Source organism: Streptomyces sp. NPDC050842, from assembly GCF_044456565.1.
Taxonomy (GTDB): domain Bacteria; phylum Actinomycetota; class Actinomycetes; order Streptomycetales; family Streptomycetaceae; genus Streptomyces.
The window spans coordinates 103962-127325 of sequence record NZ_JBITGA010000013.1; the positions used below are offsets into that span (position 1 = coordinate 103962).

The 23364-nt window shown below is 71.7% G+C and carries 13 protein-coding genes and 1 pseudogene; 10 read left to right on the plus strand and 4 right to left on the minus strand.

Annotated features, from left to right (window positions below; genetic code table 11):
• Positions 1-191: 191 nt before the first annotated feature.
• Complete coding sequence (locus ACIBG6_RS34725; RefSeq protein ID WP_399226818.1) at positions 192-1241, plus strand: LacI family DNA-binding transcriptional regulator; 1050 nt, start codon at positions 192-194, stop codon at positions 1239-1241.
• A 39-nt stretch (positions 1242-1280) separates the two neighbouring features.
• Here the strand turns inward: ACIBG6_RS34725 and ACIBG6_RS34730 are convergent, their stop codons facing one another.
• From ACIBG6_RS34730 to ACIBG6_RS34740, 3 genes are all read right to left on the minus strand, one after another.
• Positions 1281-2591 (minus strand): PQQ-binding-like beta-propeller repeat protein, encoded by a 1311-nt coding sequence (locus ACIBG6_RS34730; protein WP_399226699.1) that lies wholly within the window; start codon positions 2589-2591, stop codon positions 1281-1283.
• A 185-nt stretch (positions 2592-2776) separates the two neighbouring features.
• The gene (locus ACIBG6_RS34735) at positions 2777-4534 is read right to left on the minus strand and encodes a glycoside hydrolase family 6 protein (protein WP_399226700.1); all 1758 of its coding nucleotides are present in this window, start codon (positions 4532-4534) and stop codon (positions 2777-2779) included.
• 47 nt (positions 4535-4581) lie between these two features.
• Positions 4582-6165 (minus strand): cellulase family glycosylhydrolase, encoded by a 1584-nt coding sequence (locus tag ACIBG6_RS34740; RefSeq protein ID WP_399226702.1) that lies wholly within the window; start codon positions 6163-6165, stop codon positions 4582-4584.
• 289 nt (positions 6166-6454) lie between these two features.
• Here ACIBG6_RS34740 and ACIBG6_RS34745 point away from each other — a divergent pair, with 289 nt between their 5' ends.
• The 8 genes from ACIBG6_RS34745 (at position 6455) to ACIBG6_RS34780 (ending at position 19107) form a co-directional block, all read left to right on the plus strand.
• Positions 6455-9358 (plus strand): glycoside hydrolase family 48 protein, encoded by a 2904-nt coding sequence (locus ACIBG6_RS34745; RefSeq protein WP_399226703.1) that lies wholly within the window; start codon positions 6455-6457, stop codon positions 9356-9358.
• 204 nt (positions 9359-9562) lie between these two features.
• Complete coding sequence (locus ACIBG6_RS34750; protein ID WP_399226704.1) at positions 9563-11107, plus strand: alpha-N-arabinofuranosidase; 1545 nt, start codon at positions 9563-9565, stop codon at positions 11105-11107.
• A gap of 206 nt (positions 11108-11313) precedes the next feature.
• Positions 11314-12564 (plus strand): ABC transporter substrate-binding protein, encoded by a 1251-nt coding sequence (locus ACIBG6_RS34755; RefSeq protein WP_399226705.1) that lies wholly within the window; start codon positions 11314-11316, stop codon positions 12562-12564.
• Positions 12564-13598, plus strand: a complete 1035-nt coding sequence (locus ACIBG6_RS34760) for a carbohydrate ABC transporter permease (RefSeq protein ID WP_399226706.1) — start codon at positions 12564-12566, stop codon at positions 13596-13598. Before ACIBG6_RS34755 ends, ACIBG6_RS34760 begins: the two co-directional genes overlap by 1 nt.
• Entirely contained in the window at positions 13595-14473 is an 879-nt protein-coding gene (locus tag ACIBG6_RS34765) for a carbohydrate ABC transporter permease (RefSeq protein ID WP_399226708.1), read from the plus strand. The genes ACIBG6_RS34760 and ACIBG6_RS34765 overlap by 4 nt, the downstream gene beginning before the upstream one ends.
• Positions 14474-14489: 16 nt before the next feature.
• The gene (locus ACIBG6_RS34770) at positions 14490-15068 is read left to right on the plus strand and encodes a hypothetical protein (protein ID WP_399226709.1); all 579 of its coding nucleotides are present in this window, start codon (positions 14490-14492) and stop codon (positions 15066-15068) included.
• A gap of 215 nt (positions 15069-15283) precedes the next feature.
• Entirely contained in the window at positions 15284-18016 is a 2733-nt protein-coding gene (locus ACIBG6_RS34775; protein ID WP_399226711.1) for a Tat pathway signal sequence domain protein, read from the plus strand.
• Positions 18017-18057: 41 nt separating this feature from the next.
• Positions 18058-19107, plus strand: coding sequence for a rhamnogalacturonan acetylesterase (locus ACIBG6_RS34780; RefSeq protein ID WP_399226712.1), 1050 nt, complete (start codon positions 18058-18060; stop codon positions 19105-19107).
• Here ACIBG6_RS34780 and ACIBG6_RS34785 read toward each other — a convergent pair.
• Positions 19104-21989 (minus strand): glycoside hydrolase family 2 TIM barrel-domain containing protein, encoded by a 2886-nt coding sequence (locus ACIBG6_RS34785; protein ID WP_399226713.1) that lies wholly within the window; start codon positions 21987-21989, stop codon positions 19104-19106. The genes ACIBG6_RS34780 and ACIBG6_RS34785 overlap by 4 nt on opposite strands.
• A gap of 207 nt (positions 21990-22196) precedes the next feature.
• Here ACIBG6_RS34785 and ACIBG6_RS34790 point away from each other — a divergent pair.
• Positions 22197-23225, plus strand: a pseudogene (locus ACIBG6_RS34790) (LacI family DNA-binding transcriptional regulator); the annotation flags it as partial.
• Positions 23226-23364: the final 139 nt, after the last annotated feature.

Sequence of the window (23364 nt, forward strand, 5' to 3'; positions counted from 1 at the left end):
GTTGCTGCCTGGCGGGTGCGGGTGTCAAGACATGAACGCGGATTCGTTACCGGAAGGTTTTCCGGGGGTTTCGCCGGGGCCGCGCGGGGGTGGGGTCGTCATCTCCTGAACGCATGCTCGTGGCGTGGGGTGCGGTGGGTGGACTAGTGTGGGAGCGCTCCCATCCCCTTGCGGCGTGGGTGAGCGGCACGATGTCCTACGAAGGGAGTTCGGCGGTTGTGAACGGACGGCAGAGCGGCAGACCGACCCTGGAGCAGGTCGCGGCCAGGGCCGGGGTCGGCCGGGGAACGGTCTCCCGGGTGATCAACGGCTCTCCCCGGGTCAGCGAACAGGCCAGAACCGCCGTCGCCAGAGCCGTCGCCGAACTCGGTTACGTCCCCAACCAGGCCGCCCGCGCCCTCGCCGGGAGCCGCACCGACGCGATCGCGCTCGTCATCCCCGAGGTCGAGGCCCGACTCTTCGCCGAGCCGTACTTCCTCGACCTCATCCGTGGTGTCAGCGCCGAACTGGCCGACGCCGACAAGCAGTTGCTGCTCACCTTGGTCCGCAGCGAGCAGGAGCGGCAGCGCTTCGAGCAGTACCTCGCCGCCCAGCGCGTCGACGGGGTGCTGCTCGCCTCGGTCCACGGCGACGACCCGCTGCCCGAGCGGATCCGCGAGCTCGGGCTCCCGGTCGTCATGAACGGGCGCCGCTCGGAGGCCGAGCCCGTGCCGTACGTCGACTCCGACAACATCGGGGCCGGGCGCGCGGCCGTCGCCCACCTCGTCGGCAGCGGACGGAGCCGTATCGCGACCGTCACCGGGCCGCTCGACATGTACGTGGCCCGCGCCCGGCTCGGCGGCTACCGCGCCGGGCTCGCCGAGGCCGGCCACGCCCCGGACGAGGCCCTCGTCTCCGCCGGTGACTTCACCGAGGAGGGCGGCCGGCGGGCCATGCGGCTGCTGCTCGACCGCAGGCCGGACCTGGACGCCGTCTTCGCCGCCTCCGACGTGATGGCGGCCGGTGCGCGCAGCGTCCTGCGCGAGGCGGGCCGCCGCGTCCCGGAGGACGTGGCCCTCGTCGGCGTCGACGACTCCCCGGTGGCCCGGCTCATGGATCCGCCGCTCACGAGCGTCCGGCAGCCCATCGAGGAGATGGGCCGCACCATGGCCCGGATGCTGCTCCGGCACATCGCGGGCGGCCCGGAGGACGCACCGAAGCGGGTCCTGCCGACGGAGCTGGTGGTACGGGGGTCCTGTTGACGGCCCGCCGGGTTCTGGCGGCGTCGGGCGGAGCCGGCGTCACCAGCGCTCGTACGCGGAGAATGGCCGGTTGTCGTCGCCCGGGTGGACGGCGATGAGCAGCTCCCCGAGCGGGATCACCTCCTGCGCGGGGGACGCGAGTTCACGGAAGACGCGCTGCTCCTCGTCGCCGGTGGCGGCGTCGAAGGTGTGCAGGATGTTCCCGGACCTGGTGGAGGTCCGCAGGGCCATGACCCGGCCGCCCCCCGCGTACAGCCCGCCGACGGTGTAGCCGGCGCCGCCGAGTCCCTCCTGCCACAGCTGGTCGCCCGACGTCAGGTCGTACCCGACGATGCGCCCCCACCGGCCGCCCTTGGTGAGAGCGAAGAGCCGCCCGTCGGAGACGGCCACGTCGGCGCCGTCCAACCGGGAGGGCGCGCCGCCGGGCTTGATCCGCGGCCCGGGGCGGCCGTCCGGCCCGAAGGCGAGGAAGTCGCGGCCGTCGACCCGCAGCACGATCGGCTCGGCGGACACGACCGACACGGCCGTGCCGGCGGTGACGCCGCGCCGGGCGTCGAGGGGAACGGTCCACAGCGCCGTGCCGTCCGCCGGCGCGAAGGCGGCGAGCTTCATCTCGCCACCGCAGGTCAGGACGGTGAGGACCTGCTTCGGAGCGGTGGCCGTCGGGCCGGGTTCGCAGCCCTTGGGCACGGCGGCCGTCCAGCGGGGGGCGCCGGTGCGCAGCTCCAGCGCGCGGAGCGCCGGCGCGTCGCCGCCGGCTTCGAGGACCAGGCCGAGTCCGTCGGCGACCGCGAGGGCACCGCCGACGCCGAGGAAGCCACGGCCGGTGAGGGGGCCTTGACCGGGGAGGAGGCCCTGGTCGGCGACGGCGTCGAGTGCCGGGACGCGGGAAGCGTGCCACAGCTCGCGGCCGTCCTTCAGATCGAGCGCGGCGACGGTGGCGCAGCCCCCGCCCCGCCCGGTGTAGGCGACCAGCGCCACCGAGTCGTCGGCCGTGGCGCTGAGCGCGCAGATGTCGGTGAGGCGGGGAGGCGTGTACTCCCAGCGCTTCGCGCCCGAACCGGCGTGGAATGCCCGGACGCCGTCGGGGCGGCCGCGGACGACGAGGTCTCCGGCGACCCAGGTGCGGTCGGCAGCGTCCTCCGGCGCGGCCTCGGCCGCGTCGCTCTTCGCCACCCAGGTCGTCGTCATCGACCACCCCGGCACCCAGCCCATGGGGTGGAGGAAAGCCCAGGCGATGCCGACGACCAGCGCGAGCGGGACGACGACGGCGGCGAGGCAGCCCAGCCGTCCACGCCACCCGTAGCGCCGTACCGCGCCGCTCCGACCCTCGTCCGTTCGTTCTGTCATGGTCTCCCCCCACCCTTGGACCCGTTGTCCCGAACCGCGCACAGCGTAAGGGAACGCGGAAGCGGAAAGGCCGGACGGGGTGTTCGGGCCCGTCCGGCCGGCTTCCGCTTCTAGGCCGTGTCCGTAAAGTCCCGCCTGAGCCGCGACGGGCAGACGGCGCTCCTGTCCGGACACGGTCTAGGGGCTTACAGCGCCGGGTGGGCGTTCTTCATGAGCTCCTGGAACTGGGCCGAGAACCACGCGCCCGACAGCGGGGCGTCCGGCAGCGCGCCCGACATGCTGTTCCCGTTACGGGCGTTGCCCGTGTACGTCGGGTCGCACATCCGGTCGAAGCCCTTGCCGTCGGGGTTCGGGATCACCTTGGAGGCGCCGTCCGACTCGCCCGGGGGCTTCATCCAGACGTACGCGTCGATGCCCGCGGCGGGCGCCGCCTGGGGCCTTTCGCCGAGGCCGGCTCCGGCCTGGTTGCACCAGTTGCCGAGGTGGATGCGACGGTCGTAGCGTCCGCCGTCGACGTATGTGTCGACGCTGGTCAGCGCACCCGGGGCGGTGGGCCGCGCGGTGCCGCCCCAGCCGTTGCGGGAGGTGTCGATCAGCATGCCGAGGTTGCTGTTGAAGCCGATCGAGACCAGCTTGTCGCGCATCGCCTGGGCGTACGACAGCTCGTCGGTGTACTGGTTCCAGTCGATCCACTTCGACGTGCGCACGGAGGTGCCGTTGACGGAGTCCCCGATCTTGAAGTGGTCCTCCTTCAGGGCGCTGTAGTTGGCGGTGTTGACGATGAAGCCGTGCACCTTGTCGACCGTGGAGCCCTCGGCCGTGGCGGCCGTCTTGAACAGCTCGGCGGAGGGGCCGAAGTTGCTGTCCCAACCCAGCCAGCCGTGGTGGCCGGCGTCGACGTAGTTGTAGACGTTGCCGATCGAGCCCAGCTTGTTCAGGGCGTAGCCGACACCGGTGATGTAGTTGCCGTTGGCCTTCATGACGTCGCAGTTGGCGGTGGCCGTCGGGCGCCCGGAGACGTTGGTGACCAGGTTGGGCAGCGAGTCGATCTCGACCGTGGTGACGATCCGCAGGCCCGCGTACTTGGGGTCGGCGAGGATCGCGGCGATCGGGTCGATGTACTCGGTCTTGTAGCGGCCGATCTCCGTCGGGCCCAGCTCGCCGTTGGAGGCGAGCGCGGCGCAGTCGCGGCCGGGCAGGTTGTAGACGACCAGCTGGACGACGAGCTCGCCGGAGCCCTTCTGCTCCAGGGCCTTGTCGAGGTGGGCGCGCAGGCCCATCGAGGTGGCGGAGCCGTTGATGGCGGCGATCCGGTCCAGCCAGACGCCGGTGGGCTGGCCGGAGATCCTGGTGCCGCCCGGCTCGGCGGCGGCCTTCGCGGCCCACTCGGGGTTCACGTACACCTTGGCGCCGGCGTACGGGTTGTCGGCCTTGGTCCCGGCCGGCGGCGGCGTGGTGGGAGGCGTGGTCGGGGGTGTGGTGGGCGGGGTGGTGGGGGGCTCCGTCGGCTCGGTGGCGCCGTTGCAGACGACGCCGTTGAGCTTGAAGGTGGCCGGTACCGCGTTCGTGCCGCTGTACGAGCCGTTGAAGCCGAAGGAGGTCGAACCGCCCGTGGTGAGCGTCCCGTTGTAGGACAGGCTCTTGGCGGTGACGGCGGCGCCGGACTGGGTGATGGTGGCGTTCCAGCCCTGCGTGACCTGCTGGTTTCCGGCGTAGGACCATTCGAGGGTCCACGAGGCCACCGGGTCACCGGTGTTGGTGACGGTCACGTTGGCGCCGAAGCCGGTGTTCCACTGGTTGGTGACCTGGTAGTCGACCTTGCAGCCGGGGGTGGCGGCGCCGGCGGTGGCGGTGCTCAGGACGGTGGCGGTCGCGCCGGTGGCCGTGATGAGACCGAGTGCTGCCAGGAGGGCGGTGCGGCTGGTGCTTCTGGTGCGGCTCATGCGGGTGGGGATTCCTTTCAGGGGGATTTCAAGGACTTTCGGGGGCTTCACGGCGTGAGGGCGCGCAGGTGATCGCGCAGCCCGATGCCGAATGCTGTGGGGGTGCCGTCGTACGAACTGATCAGTGCCGGACCCGAGTTGCAGTTCCAGGTGTTCCAGGTCCAGCCCAGGTACGAGAGGCCGCGGTCGTCGAACCACTTCATGACGCGGTCGATGAACGCGTGTCCGCAGGTGTTCTCACCGATCTCGCCCGCGAGGAGAGGAACCTCGGCGGCTACCGGGGCGAGGGTGTTGTTCCAGCACGTCTCGTCGGCGCAGGTGTTGAAGTTGTAGACGTGCCAGGCGGCGGCCAGATTGCCCGCCGGGTCCGTGGGTTTGTACGTGAGCCACTGGCTCAGGTCGTTGGAGTAGGCGATGCCCGGGACGAGAACCAGGTTCTTCGCCCCCGTGGCGCGGACCGCGTCCAGCAGGTCCTGCATGCCGGCGACCTCGTAGCCGATGCCGGGGCAGGTGCCGCCGTCGCGCCAGCAGGACCAGGCCTGGGTCGCGGTGGAGGTGGCCCGGTCCGGATAGGGCTCGTTGAACAGGTCGAAGACGACCCGCTTGTCGTTCTTGAAGGTGTTCGCCACCGAGGTCCAGAACGCCGGGGTGTGCTGGGCGCCCGGCATCGGCTTCTGGCAGGAGGCGTGAACGTCGGAGCAGCCCGCGGAGTTACCCGTGTACTGCCCGTGCGTCCAGTGGAGTTCGACGACCGGGGTCATGCCGTGGGCGAGGACCTTGGTCACCAGGTCCTTGACCGCGTTGATGTAGTTCGTGCCCCGGTACTCGGGCTTGATGTTGTCCAGGCCGAGCCAGCACTCCTCGTTGAGGGGGATGCGGACCGTGTTGGCCTTCCAGTCGGCGATGGCCTTCACGGAGGCGTCGTCGACGGGACCGTCCCAGATGCCGTAGCCCTGGACGCACATGAACTCGCCGCCGGAGCGGTTGACGCCGAGGAGGCGGCGGACCGCGCCGTTCTGGTCGGTGAACTTGTTCCCGGTGACGCCCAGTTCGGGCGCGCCGGTGACCGGAGTCGGCGGCGGTGAGGTCGGGGGAGTGGTGGGCGGTGTGGTCGGAGGCGTGGTCGGGGGAGTCGTCGGGTCGGTGGGAGTGGGTGTGGGAGTCGGCGTCGTGGCAGTCGGCGTCGGCGTGGGTGTCGGGGTCGGCGGCGCGCCCGTGTCACACGGCGTGCCGTTGAGCGTGAAGGCGGTGGGCGCGGTGTTGGCGCCCGTCCAGGAGGCGATGAAGCCGCCCGTCACCTTGGCGCCCGTGCCGAGCGTCGCGTTCCAGCTCTCGTTCACGACCGCGACCGAGGTCCCGGACTGGGACCACTTGCCGCCCCAGCCCTGGCTGACGACCTGACCGGCAGGGAAGTCGAAGCCGAGGCTCCAACTGCTCAGCGCGGCGCTGTTGTTGGTGACGGTGACGGCACCCTGGTAACCGCCGGCCCACTGGCCGACGACCGAGTACTCCACGGTGCAGACGGGTGCGGCCGCGGCTCCTGAGGCCGTACCCGTGACGGCGAGCGCGGTGCTCGCCATCGTGAGCGCTGCTCCTGCGAGCAGCGCGGAAAGACGTGGGGGATGTCGCATGAGCGAGTCCTCACAGCGAGGGCACACCTCTGACGATGTGCCGACTGGACGGATTCGCTCCCACTGGTCGGGCAGACCGTAGCGTCAACAGCCGCCAAGCAAAAGAGGGGTTGAGTAAATTTCCCTGTCATCCGCCTTCGACTCTTCGCAGACCTTGACGCCGATGCGGCCCAACTGCACAGTGGGAGCGCTCCCACTGGTTCAGGGCTTGTCCCCACGGGCTCATCCGCTCTTCGCTCATCCGCTCTTCGCACCCCCATCCTCCCGAGCCGCGAGGAGAACCACCCGTATGACGCGACTACGACCACGCCGGCCGCTGACAGCGCTGGCCGCAGCCTTCTCCCTCCCCCTCGGCCTCATGGCCGTCGGCGCCGTCTCGACCGCCCAGGCCGCCGCCGTGCAATGCAGCGTCGACTACAAGACCAACGACTGGGGTTCGGGCTTCACCGCCGAACTCACGCTCACCAACCGGGCTGCCGAAGCCCTCGACGGCTGGACGCTGACCTACTCCTACGCAGGTGACCAGAAGCTCACCAACGGCTGGAGCGGCACCTGGTCCCAGTCCGGCAAGAACGTCACGGTGACCAACGCGTCCTGGAACGGCACCCTCGCCGCGGGTGCCGCCACCACCACCGGCGCCCAGTTCACCTACAGCGGGACCAACGCCGCCCCGACCGGCTTCGCGGTCAACGGCACCTCCTGCACCGGCGCCCACCAGCCGCCGGTCGCCGTCCTGACCAGTCCCACCGCGGGCGCCGTCTTCACCGAGGGCGACGCGGTGCCGCTCGCCGCCACGGCCGCCGCCGCCGACGGCGCCGCCGTCGGCAAGGTGGAGTTCTACAGCGACACCACCCTCCTCGGTACGGACACGACGGCGCCGTTCGCCTTCAGCGCGGCCGGCCTCGCCGCCGGGTCCCACTCCCTCTACGCCAAGGCCTACGACAGCCTCGGCGCCTCCGCCGAGTCCGCGCCCGTCGGCGTCACCGTCGCCGCGGGGCCCGCGCTCGTCGCCTCACCGAGCCAGCTCGGGGTCCGTCAGGGTGCCACCGGCACCTTCGACCTGAAGCTCTCCACCGCTCCCACCGCCAACGTCACGGTGAGCGTCGCCCGTACCTCCGGCAACACCAACCTCACCGCGACCCCGGCCGCCCTCACCTTCACCCCGGCGAACTGGAACACCGCCCAGAAGGTGACCGTCGCCGCCGCGGCCACCGGCACCGGCTCGGCCGTCTTCACCGCGACCGCACCCGGCCACGCCAAGGCCGAGGTCACCGTCGCCCAGCTGGCCGCCGACTCCACGTACGACGCCCGCTTCCTCGACCTCCACGGGAAGATCACCAACCCGGCCAACGGCTACTTCTCGCCCGAGGGCATCCCGTACCACTCCGTCGAGACCCTGATCGTCGAGGCCCCCGACCACGGGCACGAGACGACCTCGGAGGCGTACAGCTACCTCATCTGGCTCCAGGCCATGTACGGGAAGATCACCGGGGACTGGACCAAGTTCAACGGCGCCTGGGAGACCATGGAGAAATTCATGATCCCCACCCACGCCGACCAGCCCACCGGCTCCTCCTACAACGCCTCGAAGCCGGCCACCTACGCCCCCGAGTGGGACCTGCCGTCGCAGTACCCGGCCCGGCTCGACTCCGGCGTCACCTCGGGCTCCGACCCGATCGCCGCCGAGCTCAAGAGCGCCTACGGCACCGACGACGTCTACGGCATGCACTGGCTCCAGGACGTCGACAACGTCTACGGCTTCGGCAACGAGCCCGGGAAGTGCTCCGCCGGACCGACGGCGACCGGCCCCTCCTACATCAACACCTTCCAGCGCGGACCGCAGGAGTCCGTCTGGGAGACCGTCACCCACCCGACCTGCGACAACTTCTCGTACGGCGGGAAGAACGGCTACCTGGACCTCTTCACCGGGGACGCCTCCTACGCCAAGCAGTGGAAGTTCACCAACGCCCCCGACGCCGACGCCCGTGCCGTCCAGGCCGCCTACTGGGCCGACCTCTGGGCCAAGGGCCAGGGCAAGGGCACCCAGGTCGCCACGACCGTCGGCAAGGCCGCCAAGATGGGCGACTACCTGCGCTACTCGATGTTCGACAAGTACTTCAAGAAGGCCGGGAACTGCGTCGGCCCGACCACCTGCCCGGCCGGCACCGGCAAGGACAGCGCGCACTACCTGATGTCCTGGTACTACGCCTGGGGCGGCGCCACCGACACCTCGGCCGGCTGGTCCTGGCGCATCGGCTCCAGCCACGCCCACGGCGGCTACCAGAACCCGCTCGCCGCGTACGCGCTCAGCGAGTACGCCCCGCTCAAGCCCAAGTCGGCGACGGGCGCGGCGGACTGGGCGACCAGCCTCGACCGGCAGCTGGAGTTCTACCGCTGGCTCCAGTCCGACGAGGGAGCCATCGCGGGCGGCGCCACCAACAGCTGGCAGGGCCGCTACGCCACCCCGCCGGCCGGTACGCCCACCTTCCACGGCCTCTTCTACGACGAGAAGCCCGTCTACCACGACCCCGCGTCCAACCAGTGGTTCGGCTTCCAGGCCTGGTCCATGGAGCGGGTCGCCGAGTACTACCAGCAGACCGGTGACGCCGGGGCGAAGACCGTCCTCGACAAGTGGGTCTCCTGGGCGCTGTCCAAGACCACGATCAACCCGGACGGCACCTACCGCATCCCCTCCACCCTCCAGTGGTCCGGCGCGCCCGACACCTGGAACGCGGCGAACCCCGGCGCCAACACCGGGCTGCACGTCACCGTCGCCGACTACACGAACGACGTCGGGGTGGCCGCCGCCTACGCCAAGACCCTGACGTACTACGCGGCCAAGTCCGGCCACGCCGAGGCCAAGCGCGTCGCCAAGGCCCTGCTCGACGGCATGTGGGACCACCACCAGGACCCGCTGGGCATCGCCGTCGAGGAGACCCGCGCCGACTACCACCGCTTCGACGACCCCGTGTTCGTACCGAGCGGCTGGACCGGCGTCATGCCGAACGGCGACACGGTGAACACCACCTCCACCTTCGCCTCGATGCGCACCTTCTACCAGGACGACCCGGCCTGGCCGAAGATCGAGGCCTATCTGGCGGGCGGCGCCGCCCCCGTCTTCACCTACCACCGGTTCTGGGCCCAGGCGGACATCGCCCTGGCCATGGGCTCGTACGCGGAGCTGCTCGAGTAACAGCCCGCCCCGCATGGAGCCGGCTTCGCGTACGACGAGCCCGGGCGGACCCCGAAAGGGGCCCGCCCGGGCTTCACGCGTTTCCGGGGCAGGGCCCGGCGGGGCCCGGCCAGGCGGTGGTCCATTGACGCCCGAAGTTCCGGATCCTACCTTCGCGTTCGGATACACGACCAGTGGTCGATATTTCGAACGAAAGGGATTCGCGTGTCACGTTCCGAGCGCACCGCCCGCTTCACCCCCGACCCCGAGCGCACCGCCCGCTTCACCCTCGACCCCGACTTCACCGTCGCCCCCGTCGATCCCCGCCTCTTCGGCTCCTTCGTCGAGCACCTCGGGCGCTGCGTCTACACCGGCATCCACGAGCCCGGCCACCCCGCCGCCGACGAGGACGGCCTGCGCACCGACGTCCTGGAGCTCGTCCGCGAGCTGGGCGTCACCGCGATCCGCTACCCCGGCGGCAACTTCGTCTCCGGCTACCGCTGGGAGGACGGCGTCGGCCCGGTGGAGGAGCGGCCGCGCCGGCTCGACGTCGCCTGGCGGTCCACCGAGACCAACCGCTTCGGCCTGAGCGAGTTCATGACCTTCCTGCGGAAGGCCGGTCCCGAGGCCGAGCCGATGATGGCGATCAACCTCGGCACCCGCGGCATCACCGAGGCCATGGACCTCGTCGAGTACGCCAACCACCCCGGCGGCACCGAGCTCTCCGACCGCCGCGTCGCCCACGGCGACAAGGACCCCTTCGGCATCCGCCTGTGGTGCCTGGGCAACGAGATGGACGGCACCTGGCAGACCGGCCAGAAGACCGCCGAGGAGTACGGCAGGCTCGCCGCCCAGACCGCGCGCGCCCTGCGGAGCATCGACCCCGGTCTCGAACTCGTCGCCTGCGGCAGCTCCGCGCGCGGCCTGCCGACCTTCGCCGCCTGGGAGGCGACGGTCCTCGCGGAGACGTACGAGGTCGTCGACCACGTCTCGCTGCACGCCTACTACGAGGAGGTCGACGGCGACCGCGACTCCTTCCTCGCCTCCGCCGTCGATATGGACGCCTTCATCGAGGAGGTCGTCGCGACCTGCGACCACGTCGGCGCCCGCCTGAAGTCCGCGAAGAAGCTGACGCTCTCCTTCGACGAGTGGAACGTCTGGTACCAGCGCCGGCCCAACCCGCACGCGGTGGAGGACTGGCAGGAGGCCCCGCGTCTCCTGGAGGACATCTACACCGTGACCGACGCGGTCGTCTTCGGCACCCTCGTGATCACGCTCCTGCGCCATGCCGACCGGGTCGCGGTGGCGTGTCTCGCCCAGCTCGTCAACGTGATCGCCCCGATCATGACCGAGCCGGGCGGCCCCGCCTGGCGGCAGACCACCTTCTTCCCCTTCGCCGAAGCCTCCCGGCACGGCCGCGGCACGGTCCTCGACGTGCGGGTCGACTCGCCCGCGTACCCCACGGCGCGGTACGGGGAGGTGCCCCTCCTGCACGCCACGGCCGTACGCGCCGAGGACGGCACCGTGACCGTCTTCGCGGTCAACCGCGGGCGGGACGCGCCCCTGCCGCTGGAGGTGACCCTGCGCGGGCTCGGTCTCGACCGGGTCGTCGAGCACAGCGCGCTCGCCGACGCGGACCCGGAGGCCCGCAACACGCTCGACGAGCCGGAGCGGGTCGTGCCGCACCCGGTGGACGGCTCGACGCTCGACGACGGGCTGCTGCGGGCGGTCCTGGAGCCGATGTCCTGGAACGTCATCAGGCTGGCCTGACCGACCTGCCTGACCAGGCCGATATTGAATCCTTTCACAAGGGTCCCCCTGTCACGCGGTTCGAAGCGCTTCGAAAGATCCGGTCCGAAGCGTTGACGTGGCTGGCGGACGACCCTACTTTGGCCCAGCAAGCGCTTTCCTGAAACGTTCCATTAACGCGCGGAGGACGAACTGTGCGTACTCAAGGCACTGTTGACCGTCGGAGCATGCTGAAGGTCGCCGGCGGCTCCCTTGCGGCTCTCGGCCTGACCGCGGCGGGCTGCGGTTCCGGCTCGGGCTCCGGAGACGGCACGGTCACCATTCGGTACAGCTGGTGGGGCTCGGAGGACCGGGCCAAGCGGATCAATCAGTCGATCGCGCTCTTCGAGAAGAAGTTCCCGAAGATCAAGATCAAGACCGACTTCCAGCCCTACGCCGACTTCTGGAAGAAGTTCAACACCCAGGCCTCGGGCGGCAACGCGCCGGACGTCTTCCAGAACGCCATCGGCTTCCTGCGCAAGTACGACGCGAAGAACGTCCTCCTCGACCTGCGTGAGCAGGCCGGGGCGGGGAACCTCCGCCTCGACGGCTTCCGCGCCGGGCTGGAGAAGTTCGGTGAGGTCGACGGCAAGCTCCTCGGCGTCCCCGTCGGCAGCAACTCGATGGCCCTCGTCGTCGACCGGGCCGTCTTCACCAAGGCCGGGGTCACCCCGAAGCCGGGCTGGACCTGGGACGAGTACCACGCGGCCCTCGCCCGGATCCAGGAGACCCAGGGCAGGGCCGGCGACGCGGGTCCGTACGGGATCATGTACCTGTACGACCTCTACCTGCGCCAGCACGGCAAGGCGTTCTTCACCACCTCCGGCCTCGGCTTCACCGAGGCGGACCTGACGGACTGGTGGACCAAGGCGTTCGAGCGGGTGAAGTCCGGCGTCTACGCCGACCCGAAGAAGACCATCCCGGCCAAGCCCAAGTCGGCGGTCACCGCCGAACTCGCCGGCTGCGAGTTCACCTGGGACAACTTCGCCGTCCGCTACACCTCCGAGGGCAAGAGCCAGTACGGGCTCGCCCCCATCCCCACCACGGACGGCCGCAAGACCAGTCAGTACCTCGGCTCCCTCATGCTCAGCGCCTCCAAGCGCACCAAGCACCCCAAGGAGGCCGCCCAGTTCATCGACTTCATGGTCCACGACCCCGAGGTCGGGAAGATCATGGGCTACGACCGGGGCGTCCCGGCCACCGAGGCCCAGTACCAGGCGTATGTGCCGACCGACGAGGTCGGCAAGCAGATAGCCGCCTACGAGAAGCAGCTCGTCGAGTCCCGAGTCCTGGAGCCGATCACCCCGCACCCGGCCGGCGCCGACGTCTGCGAGGCCGCCTTCATGCGGCTCGCCGAGGAGATGTCCCTGGGCGAGCGGCCGGTCGGGGACGCGGTGAAGCAGTACTTCACCGAGGCGAAGACGGCGCTCTCCGCCTGATGGACGCCGCCGTGACCTCCGTACCGACTCCCGCACCGCACCCTGTGCGGGACACCCGCCCGGACGGGGAGACCGCACCCGCGGACTCCCCGCCCGGCGGCGGGCGCCCGCCCCGGGCGGCGAGCCGCGCCGCCCGCCCCCGCCGGGCCCGCCGCGAGAACCTCGCGGGCTACCTCTTCATGTCCCCCTGGATCGCGGGCTTCCTCCTGTTGACCGCGGGGCCCATGGTGGCCTCCCTCTACTTCGCCTTCACCGACTACAACCTCTTCGACGCACCCCGGTGGATCGGCCTCGACAACTTCACCGAGATGTTCGGCGACCCGCGCTGGCGCACCTCGGTCGAGATCACCGGCTGGTACGTGGTGATCGGCACCCCGCTGAAACTCGCCGCCGCCCTCGGCGTCGCCCTGCTGCTCAACCAGAGCAGGCGCGGCCAGGGCTTCTACCGGGCCGCGTTCTACGCGCCGTCGCTCATCGGGGCCAGTGTCTCCATCGCCATCGTCTGGCGCGCGATCTTCTCCGACGGCGCCGCCGTCGACCGCACCCAGCAGCTCTTCGGCATGGACGCCGGAGGCTGGATCGGCGACCCCGACCGCATCATCTACGCCCTGGTCGCCCTGACCGTCTGGCAGTTCGGCGCCCCGATGGTCATCTTCCTGGCCGGACTCAAGCAGGTGCCCCGGGAGTTGTACGAGGCGGCACAGGTCGACGGCGCGAGCCCCTGGCGGCGGTTCTGGCACATCACGCTGCCGATGATCTCCCCGGTGCTCTTCTTCAACGTGCTCCTGGAGACCATCCACTCCTTCCAGATCTTCGGCTCCGCCTACATCATCGGCAGCCAGGGCAACGCCTGCGGGCCGGCCGACGGCACGCTCGTCTACACCTGCTACCTCTACATCCAGGGCTTCGAGAACAGCCGGATGGGTCTCGCCTCGGCGATGGCCTGGATGCTGCTGCTCGCCGTCGGCCTGGTCACGGCGGTGCTGTTCTGGTCCCAGCGGCGCTGGGTGCACTACGAGGAGGGGGCGCGATGAGCCTCGCACGCACCGGCAAGCGCTCGATGAGCGTGGCACGCACCGGCAGAGGCGGCTCCGTCGCCTGGCACCTCGGGGCGCTGGCCGTGCTCGCGGTCATCCTCTACCCCGTGGTCTGGGTGATCGGAGGCTCCTTCAAGCCGAACGACGAGATCGTCGGCAGCCTGACCCTCTTCCCCGCCGACCCCATCACCGACAACTACCGGCGGCTCGCCGACGGCATCGCCGACATCCCCATCTCCACCTTCTTCGGCAACTCCCTCTTCCTGGCGGTCGGTTCGGTCGTGGGCGTGCTGATCTCCAGCTCGCTCTCCGCGTACGCCTTCGCCAAGATCGGCTTCGCCGGACGCGGACTGCTCTTCACCCTGATGATCGGCACGCTGCTCCTGCCGTACCACGTGCTGCTCATCCCGCAGTACGTGCTCTTCCAGAAGCTCGAACTGATCAACACCTACACGCCGTTGCTGCTCGGCAAGTACCTGGCCACGGACGCCTTCTTCGTCTTCCTCATGCTCCAGTTCATGCGCGGGCTGCCGAAGGAACTCGACGAGGCCGCCCGCCTCGACGGCTGCGGGCACCTGCGGACGTACTGGTCGATCGTGCTGCCGCTCTGCAGGCCGGCCCTCATCACCAGCGCGATCTTCACGTTCATCAACGCGTGGAACGACTTCATGGGTCCGCTGATCTACCTCAACGAACCCGAGAAGTACACGGTCTCCCTTGGCCTGAAGATGTTCGTCGACCAGGACGGCGTCGCCAACTACGGCGGGATGATCGCGATGTCGCTCGTGGCACTGCTCCCGGTGGTCGCCTTCTTCCTCGCCTTCCAGAGATACCTCATCGACGGCATGGCCACCTCGGGCCTCAAGGGCTGAGGGGGTGGCAGGCGAGATGAGAGCACGCTTCCTGGCCCGCTTCGGGATCTTCGCGGAGTGCCTCCTCGTGGGGGTGTGGATCGCCGTCGCCGCGCTCCCGCTGGTCACCCTGCCGGCGGCGCTCGCGGCGGGCTCCTCCCACCTGCGGCGCTGGACGGGCGACGAGGAGGCCGGTCTGCGGCTCTTCGCCGCCGACCTGCGCGGGGCCCTGCGGGGCGGGGGCTGGTCGGCGGGGCTCGGCTACGGGGGCGTGCTCGCCCTGGTGGGCGCCGACCTCGTGTTCGTCCGGGCGCTGCCCGTGCCCGGCGGGCGGGCGGCGGGGACCCTCGCGATCCTGACGGCGATCTGGCTGACGGTCACCCTCCTGCGGGCGGCCACGGCCTGGCGCCCGGACCTGCGCTGGCGGGAACTTCTCGGCCCCGCGGCCCGCCGGGCGCTGCGCGACCCGGCGGGTTCCCTCCTCGTCGTCTGCGGCCTGGCGGTGATCGCCGCGTCCGCCTGGTTCTCCGCCCCACTGGCTCTGCCGGCCATCGGCATCCTCGTCGCGTCGACCCTGGCCGCGGAGCGCCGCCTGGCGGCCCCGGCGGTCGCCTGATCCACACGGGGCCGCGGCCCGTTCGCGTCGCGCCGGGGCTCGTGGCCCCGGGGTCCCACCCGGCAGGGCCCGACGGCCCGGGCCTCGGGCCACGACCCCGGCCATCGGCCATCGGCCATCAGGCATCAGCCGTGCCGTGTCCGGTCGTGCGGTCCGGCCCCGCACTCTCCCGCTTCCGAGGGCGTGCCGACGGTATGCCCATGAAAGGAGTTCCTGTGACCTCCCTCCCTCGCCGCTCCCTCCTCAAGGCCGCCGCCGTCGCCGGTGCCGCCGCCCAGTTCAGCTGGGTCCTCGGGCGCGGGGACGCCCAGGCCGCCGCGCCCGCCGAGCCCCCGGCGGCCGACCGGCCCTCCACCGTCACCTGGCTGGAGCCCGGCGGCCTCGGGGCCGCCGCCGGCTCGACCTTCGGCGCCGCCTGGCCCCAGGGCGTCCACCCCGGCGACCAGGCCTTCGCGCTGACCACCGCCGACGGCGCGAACGTCCCCGTGCAGACCTGGACCACCGCCCGATGGCCCGACGGCTCCCTCAAGTGGACCGCGCACGCCGTCGGACCCGAGGCAGCCGGGGCCGAGCGCTTCACCCTCGCCCCCGGGGCCCCGGCCACCGCCGCGACGACCGTCTCCGTCACCGAGACCGACCGCCGGATCACCGTCGACACCGGCACCGTCCGCGCCGTCATCCGGAAGGACGGCGGGAAGCTCGTCGAGTCCGTCACCCGCGACGGAGTGAAGATCGCCACCGACGGCCGGCTGGTCCTGCTCCGGCAGAGCGACCTCGACGACGGCGACCAGGGCGACGCCAAGTGGGAGCGGTTCGACGGCGAGATCTCCGGCGCCACCGTCGAACAGCGCGGCCCCGTCCGGGCCGTGGTCCGCATCGACGGCAAGCACCGCAAGGGCAGCCGCAGTTGGCTGCCGTTCTCCGTGCGTCTCTACTTCTACGCGGGCTCCGAGTCGTTCCGCATGGTCCACACGATCACCTACGACGGCGACCAGGCCAAGGACTTCATCCGCGGCCTCGGCGTCCGCTTCACCGTCCCGATGCGGGACGCCGCCTACGACCGGCACGTCCGGATCGCCGGCGAGGGCGCGGGCTTCCTCACCGAGGCCGTCCAGGGCATCACCGGCCTGCGCCGCGACCCCGGCGCGGCCGTCCGCACCGCCCAGGTCAAGGGCGAGAAGCTGCCCGACCCCGCCACCTGGGACCAGCGGGTCACCACCCGCATGCGGTACGTCCCCACCTGGGGCGACTACACCCTCTCCCAGCTCTCCGCCGACGGCTTCGCCCTGCGCAAGCGCACCAAGCCGGGCCACGGCTGGATCCCGGCCGGCGGCGGCCGCCGCGCGAGCGGCTTCGGCTACGTCGGCGGTGTGAGCGGCGGACTCTCCTTCGGCCTGCGGGACTTCTGGCAGAAGCACCCCGCCCAGCTCGACATCCGGGGGGCCGCCGGCGACGAGGCCGAGGTCACCCTCTGGCTGTGGTCGCCCGAGGCCCAGCCCATGGACCTGCGCTTCTACCACGACGGCATGGGCCAGGACACCTTCCCCGAGCAGCTCGAAGGCCTCAACATCACCTACGAGGACCACGAGCCCGGCTTCGGCACCCCCTACGGCATCGCCCGCACCAGCGAGCTGATGTTCTGGGCCAACGCCGCCACCCCCTCCGCCGACACGCTCGTCGCCCAGGCCGCCGCCGTCCGCACCCCTCCGCAGCTCGCCGTCGGCCCCGAAGACCTCGTCCGGGCCCGGGTGTTCGGCGGACTCTTCTCGCCCGTCGACCGTTCCACCCCCGCGAAGGCGAAGATCGAGGACCACCTCGACTACCTGTTCACCTACTACAAGGACCAGGTGGAACAGCGCCGTTGGTACGGCTTCTGGGACTACGGCGACATCATGCACACCTACGACGAGGACCGTCACCAGTGGCGGTACGACGTCGGCGGCTACGCCTGGGACAACTCCGAGCTCTCGCCCGACCTGTGGCTCTGGTACGCCTACCTGCGCTCCGGCCGCTCCGACGTCTTCCGCTTCGCCGAGGCCATGACCCGCCACACAGGCGAGGTCGACGTCTACCACCTCGGCACCTGGGCCGGACTCGGCACCCGCCACGGCGTCCAGCACTTCGCCGACAGCGCCAAGCAGCAGCGCATCTCCACCGCCGTCTACCGGCGTCCCTACTACTTCCTCACCGCCGACGAACGCGTCGGCGACCTCATGCACGACCTGGTCGACTCCGACGAGACCTTCCTCGTCCTCGACCCCATCCGCAAGATCCGCACCGAGCCGTACACGCCGGACCGCCACGCCCTCTCCATCGGCTTCGGCACCGACTGGAGCGGCCTCGCCGCCGCCTGGCTCACCGAGTGGGAGCGCGGCGGCCCCAAGGCGGCGAAGGCCGAGGCCCGGCTGCACTCCACCATGGAGACCATCGCCGCCCAGCCGAACGGCTTCGTCCAGGGCACCGGCCTCTACGACCTCGACACCGGCCGCTTCGCCGTCGCGACCGAACCCGTCGTCGGCGTCTCCCACCTCTCCGCGATGTTCGGCCTGGTCGAGATGTGCGCCGAGCTCATCGACCTCGTCGACATGCCGCAGTTCAAGACGGCCTGGCTCGACTACTGCCGCTACTTCAACGCCTCCAAGACCGAACAGGCCGCCCGCTACGGCAAGAACTTCGGCACCCTCCTCCTCTTCCAGGGCCACTCGCGCCAGGACGCCTACGCCGCCGCCCAGTTGAACGACACCGCGCTCGCCCAGCGCGCCTGGGCCAGGTTCGACAAGAGCGACGGCTACACGGCGGCCATGGTCTGGGGCAAGACCCCCGTCCAGGGCGCCGCCGCCCTCGAACCCGGCTACGAGCACCTCTGGATCAGCACCAACACCACCGCCCTGTACGGTCTGGCCGCCATCCAGAACCTCGCCCTGGTCGGCGACCACCTCCCCGCGTGAGCGTCGACGTGAGAACCGAGAGGAACGAGAGGAACAGGACCATGCGAAGGACCGCACTCCTCGCCGCCGCCGCGACCCTCCTCGGGTCGCTCGCCGCGGCCCCCGCCGCCCACGCCGACGGCCCGTACGGCCAGGGCCTCGACCACTGCGCCGCCACCGCCGGCGGCGCCCTCGCCTGCCACTTCGACGTCGCCCCCGGGACGTACCACGTCACCGTCACGCTGGGCGGCGAGACCGCCGGCTCCACCGCCGTCGGCGGCGAGACCCGGCGCGCCCTGCTCGCCGAGACCGTCACCGGGGCCGGGGAGACCGTCCGGCGCTCGTTCACCGTGGACGTCCGCGACCCGGAGGGCGAGCCCACCGGTCCCGCCGGCAGCCCGGGCCTCGACCTGGTCCTCGGCGGCGCCGCGCCGCGCGTCACCGCGGTCCGGGTCACCCCCGCACCCGCCGCCCGGCGCCTCTTCCTCGTGGGCGACTCCACCGTCTGCGACCAGCCGGGCGACCCGTACACCGGCTGGGGACAGCAGCTCCCGGCCCACCTCGCGCGCGGGATCGCGGTCGCCAACCACGCCGACTCCGGCGAGAGCACCGTCACCTTCCTGGCGAACCCGGCGCTCTTCGACACGGTCGAGGCCGCGATCCGCCCCGGCGATCCCGTCCTGATCCAGCTCGCCCACAACGACAAGCAGACGGACGCGGCCACCTACCGCGCCAACCTCACGAGCCTCGTCGAGCGGGTACGGGCCCGGGGCGGCGAACCCGTCCTGGTCACCCCGATCGTCCGCCGCTGGTTCAACACCGACGGCACCCTGGACAACGGCACCGCCCTGCTCGTCAACGGCCTCGGCGTGGACCACCCGGCCGAGATCCGCGCCCTCGCGGCCTCCCTCGGCACCCCGCTGATCGACCTCACCGCGCTCACGAAGGCACGGGTCGAACAGCTGGGGCCCGAGGCCTCCAAGGCGCTCTACCTGACGACCGAGAAGCGGGACAACACCCACACCTCGGTGCGCGGGGCCACGGAGTACGCGGCCCTCGTCGCCGAGGAGCTGCGGGCCCGGGACATCGTCCCGGACCGGCAGCTCCGCTAGGCCCTGTCCACCGGGGTGAAGGTGAGGGTGAACGCGGCCGGGACCGCGTCCAGCCGGTACGCGGGCAGGACACCCGGTCCGCAGGACTGGGAGCCGATGCCGTGCTGGGCGTGGTCCAGGTGCAGCCAGAGCGTGTCGCCGGGCACCAGATCGGTGCGGTGGGCGGCCGCGTCCAGCTGCTCGGTCGTCCAGGGGCGGGCCGTGAACGAGAAGACAGGCTCGCCCTCCACCCGTACGCCCTCCCTCCCGCTTGCCGAAGTCAGCTCCAGCCACCGGGTGTCGATCCGGGCCCCGTTCTCCTGCGGTCGCAGGTACGGGGTCCGGAGGGCGTCCACCGCGGCCTCCCAGCGGCCGAGCCGCGCGGCGGCCCGGGTGTCGGCGTACGCCTCGCCGGGACCGGCGCCGTACCAGACGGCCCGGCCCAGGGCGGCCGGCAGACCGAGCCGGACGCCGAGCCGGGGGAGCGGGACCCGCCACTCGCCTTCGGGGGCGACCTCGACGCCGAGGCGCAGCGCGGTGCCGTCCGAGGTCCAGCGGTACGTCGTGCGCAGGCCGATGTCCCGGGCGGCGGGCGCCACCCGTGTCCGTACGGTCAAGGAGTCGTGGTCCAGGGCGATTTCGTCGACGCGGTGGCGCATCCGGTGCAGGCCGAGATCGCGCCAGAGCGGTCCGTGGCGCTCGTCGGGCTGCCAGGGCGCGCCCTCGTCGTTGTCCGTCGGCGCCCGCCAGACGTCGAGTCGCGGACCGGTGACGGGGAGGGAGCCGAGGGTGAGGGGTTCGCCGGTGCGGGCGTCGAAGACCGCGGGGCCGAGGGCGATCCGGTCGGCCGTGCGGACGGGCCGCGCACCGGTCGCCCCGCGAGGCGCGGGGGCCGGGGCGGATGCCGGGATCTGGCCCCAGGCCACCTCGTGCCCGGCGGGCGCCCAGGCCGTGTCGTGCGCGAGCAACGCCCGTACGGTCCAGAGGGTTTCCGCCCCCGCCGGATGCGCGGGCGCGGTCGGCAGCGTCACCCGCGCGCTCTCTCCGGCGGCGAGCGGCGGCACGTCGAGCGGACCGGTGGCGAGGGTCTCGCCGTCGGCCAGGAAGGACCAGGTGAAGGCGAGATGCGCCAGATCGACGACATCGTGGCCGTTGGCCACGAGGACCGAGCCCGGACCGTCGGGCGTGATCCTGACCGGCTCGATCACCTTCTTGTACTCCAGGAGTCCCGGCGACGGTGTCCGGTCGGGGAAGAGCAGCCCGTCGCAGACGAAGTTCCCGTCGTGCACCTCTTCCCCGAAGTCGCCGCCGTAGCCGTGGCCGTACACCGGGTGGACGAGGCCGTGGTCGATCCACTCCCAGACGAAGCCGCCCTGGCAGTGCTCGTACGTCTCGAAGAGCCGCTGGTACTCGGAGAGTCCGCCGGGTCCGTTGCCCATGGCGTGCGCGTACTCGCAGAGGATGAACGGAAGTCGGCGCCTGGCCTCCGGGCCCTCGTCGGCCCGGCGGCCGATCGCGTCGACCTCGGCGTGCGGTGCGTACATCCGCGAGTGGACGTCGGTGTCCGCGCAGGAGCGGTCGCCCTCGTAGTGGACGAGCCGGGACGGGTCGCGGTCGCGGATCCACCGGGCCATGGCGGTGAGGCCGGCGCCGGTGCCGCATTCGTTGCCGAGCGACCAGATGACCACCGAGGGGTGGTTCTTGTCCCGCTCGACGAGCCGGGCCGCCCGGTCGAGCAGGGCCGGGGTCCAGCGCTCGTCGTCGACCGGGTTGCCCCGCCAGGCCAGGTCCTCGAAACCGTGGGTCTCCAGGTCGCCCTCGTCGATCACCCACAGCCCGTACGTGTCGCACAGGTCGAGGAAGGCCGGGTGCGGCGGGTAGTGGGAGGTGCGGACGGCGTTGATGTTGTGCCGCTTCATCAGCTCCACGTCCTCGCGCATCGTCGCGAGGTCCAGGGTCCGGCCGTGCTCCGGGTGGAACTCGTGGCGGTTCACCCCGCGGAAGAGGATCCGGCGGCCGTTCACCGTCATGACCCCGTTCTCGACGGCGACCGTCCGGAAGCCGATCCGCAGCGGGATCCGCTCGCCGCCGGCCGTCAGCTCGCCCTCGTACAGCCGGGGCGTCTCGGCGCTCCACGGCTCGACCGGCAGCGTCGCCGACTCCCCGGTGGCGAGGTCGAGGCCGAGCTCGGGCACGGTGACCCGGCCGGGGACGTCGCATGCGACGCGCAGGGTGCCGGTGCCGGTGGTGTGGTCGTACGAGGCGTGCGTGAAGAAGTCGCCGGGTGCGCCCGTCGGCCGGTGCAGCAGGGTCACGTCACGGAACACGCCCGGCAGCCACCACTGGTCCTGGTCCTCCAGATAGGAGCCGGAGGACCACTGGTGGACGCGGAGCGCGAGGACGTTGTCCCGCGCCTTCAGGAGGTGCCCGACGGTGAACTCGTGGGCCAGGCGCGATCCCTTGAACTCGCCGAGCTCCGTGCCGTTGAGCCAGACCCGGGCACAGGACTCGACCCCGTCGAAGCGGAGGACGGTCCCGCCGTCCGCCGGCCAGGCGTCGGGCAGGTCGAAGCGGCGCAGATGGTCGCCGGTCGGGTTCTCGGTGGGGACGCGGGGCGGATCGACGGGGAAGGGGTACTGGACGTTGGTGTAGGCGGGTCCGCCGTACTCCCGCTCCTTGCCCTGGAGCACCCAGTGGCCCGGGACCGTGATCGCGTCCCAGGCGCTCGCGTCGAAGCCGGGGGCGGCGAAGGAGTCGTCCTCGGTGTCGGCGGTGGGGGAGAGACGGAAGCCCCAGGAACCGTTCAGGGACAGGGCGGCGGCGTCGGAGGCGGCGTACCAGGCGCGGGGCGGCAGCGTGCCGCGGCCGGGGGAGACGTCTTCGTACCAGGGGAGGGCGGACATGGTCCTCCTGACGGAGTGAGGGAGGGGAAGGAGAGCCCAAGGGTGCAGAAAGCGCTTTCTGTTCGGAGTTCATCCCATCGCGCCGGTGGCCCGCGCACAACCCCGCGCGACCGCCGGACCCTTGGACTCTTCCACGCCGACCTGGACAGCTCGACGAGCGGCCGCTTAGGGTCGGGGTCCACATCGAGATTGCCCAGGAGCGCGTACGTGGTCACCCTCGCCGATGTCGCCCGCCACGCCGGGGTGTCGGCCAGCACCGTCAGCTACGTGCTCAGCGGCAAACGCTCCATATCCGCCCCCACGCGCGAGCGGATCCAGCACAGCATCGACGCCCTCGGCTACCGGCCGCACGCCGGCGCCCGCGCGCTCGCCAGCAGCCGCACCGACATCCTCGCCCTGATGATGCCGCTCCGCACCGGGCTCTACGTGCCGGTGATGATGGAGATCGCGATGGCCGTCACCACGACGGCCCGCTCCCACGGCTACGACGTGCTGCTCCTCACCGGCGAGGAGGGCCCCGAGGCCGTCCGCCGCGTGGAGGGCAGCGCCATCGCCGACGCCATGATCGTCATGGACGTCGAGCTCGACGACCCCCGGCTGCCCTGCCTCCTGGCGGCCGAACGGCCCGCGGTCCTCATCGGACTCCCGGCCGCGTCCGCCGATGCCGGCGGCGATGCCGCCGATTCGGCAGGGCTCGACTGCGTCGACCTCGACTTCGAGGCGGCCGGAGCGCGCTGCGTCCAGCACCTCGCGGGCCTCGGCCACACCCGTATCGCCGTCCTCGGCGAGCCTCCCGCCGTCTACGCGAGGGGCACCGGCTTCGCCGCGCGCACGCTCACCGGGCTGCGCGCCGCCGCCGACGCGCACGGCGTCGGCCTGCTCCACCGGCCGGTCGAGGGCACCTACGCGGCCGTCGCCGCCGCCGTGACCCGCGTCTTCGAGGAACGCCCCGGGACCACGGCCCTCGTCGTCCAGAACGAGGCCGCCGTCGAACCGCTGCTCGCGGTCCTGCGCCACCAGGGTCGCGCGGTCCCCGAGGACGTCTCCGTCGTCGCCATCTGCCCCGACCAGGTGGCGGTCCACGCCTCGGTCCCGCTCACCGCCGTCTCCGTACCCGCCCAGGAGATGGGGCGACTCGCCGTGGAACGGCTCGTCGCCCGTCTCGGGGGAGAGCCCGCACGCGGCACGGAACTGATCGCGCCCCGCCTGACCGAGCGCGCGAGCACGGGCCGGGCGGCGGGCGCCGGTGGGGTGGGTACGGGCGCGGGTACGGCGGCAGATGCCGGTCCGTCCGTCCCGGTCGAGCCCGCCGGGCCCGGGGGCAACCCGGCCGGGCTGCCCGCGCCCGCCGGGTCGTCCGTGCCTGCCGAGCCCG

Coding starts and splice junctions, on each gene's coding strand:
- ACIBG6_RS34765 (WP_399226708.1), top strand. CDS start 13,595: ATGAGCCTCGCACGCACCGGCAAGCGCTCGATGAGCGTGGCACGCACC.
- ACIBG6_RS34745 (WP_399226703.1), top strand. CDS start 6,455: ATGACGCGACTACGACCACGCCGGCCGCTGACAGCGCTGGCCGCAGCC.
- ACIBG6_RS34785 (WP_399226713.1), bottom strand. CDS start 21,989: ATGTCCGCCCTCCCCTGGTACGAAGACGTCTCCCCCGGCCGCGGCACG.
- ACIBG6_RS34760 (WP_399226706.1), top strand. CDS start 12,564: ATGGACGCCGCCGTGACCTCCGTACCGACTCCCGCACCGCACCCTGTG.
- ACIBG6_RS34730 (WP_399226699.1), bottom strand. CDS start 2,591: ATGACAGAACGAACGGACGAGGGTCGGAGCGGCGCGGTACGGCGCTAC.
- ACIBG6_RS34755 (WP_399226705.1), top strand. CDS start 11,314: ATGCTGAAGGTCGCCGGCGGCTCCCTTGCGGCTCTCGGCCTGACCGCG.
- ACIBG6_RS34725 (WP_399226818.1), top strand. CDS start 192: ATGTCCTACGAAGGGAGTTCGGCGGTTGTGAACGGACGGCAGAGCGGC.
- ACIBG6_RS34740 (WP_399226702.1), bottom strand. CDS start 6,165: ATGCGACATCCCCCACGTCTTTCCGCGCTGCTCGCAGGAGCAGCGCTC.
- ACIBG6_RS34780 (WP_399226712.1), top strand. CDS start 18,058: ATGCGAAGGACCGCACTCCTCGCCGCCGCCGCGACCCTCCTCGGGTCG.
- ACIBG6_RS34770 (WP_399226709.1), top strand. CDS start 14,490: ATGAGAGCACGCTTCCTGGCCCGCTTCGGGATCTTCGCGGAGTGCCTC.
- ACIBG6_RS34735 (WP_399226700.1), bottom strand. CDS start 4,534: ATGAGCCGCACCAGAAGCACCAGCCGCACCGCCCTCCTGGCAGCACTC.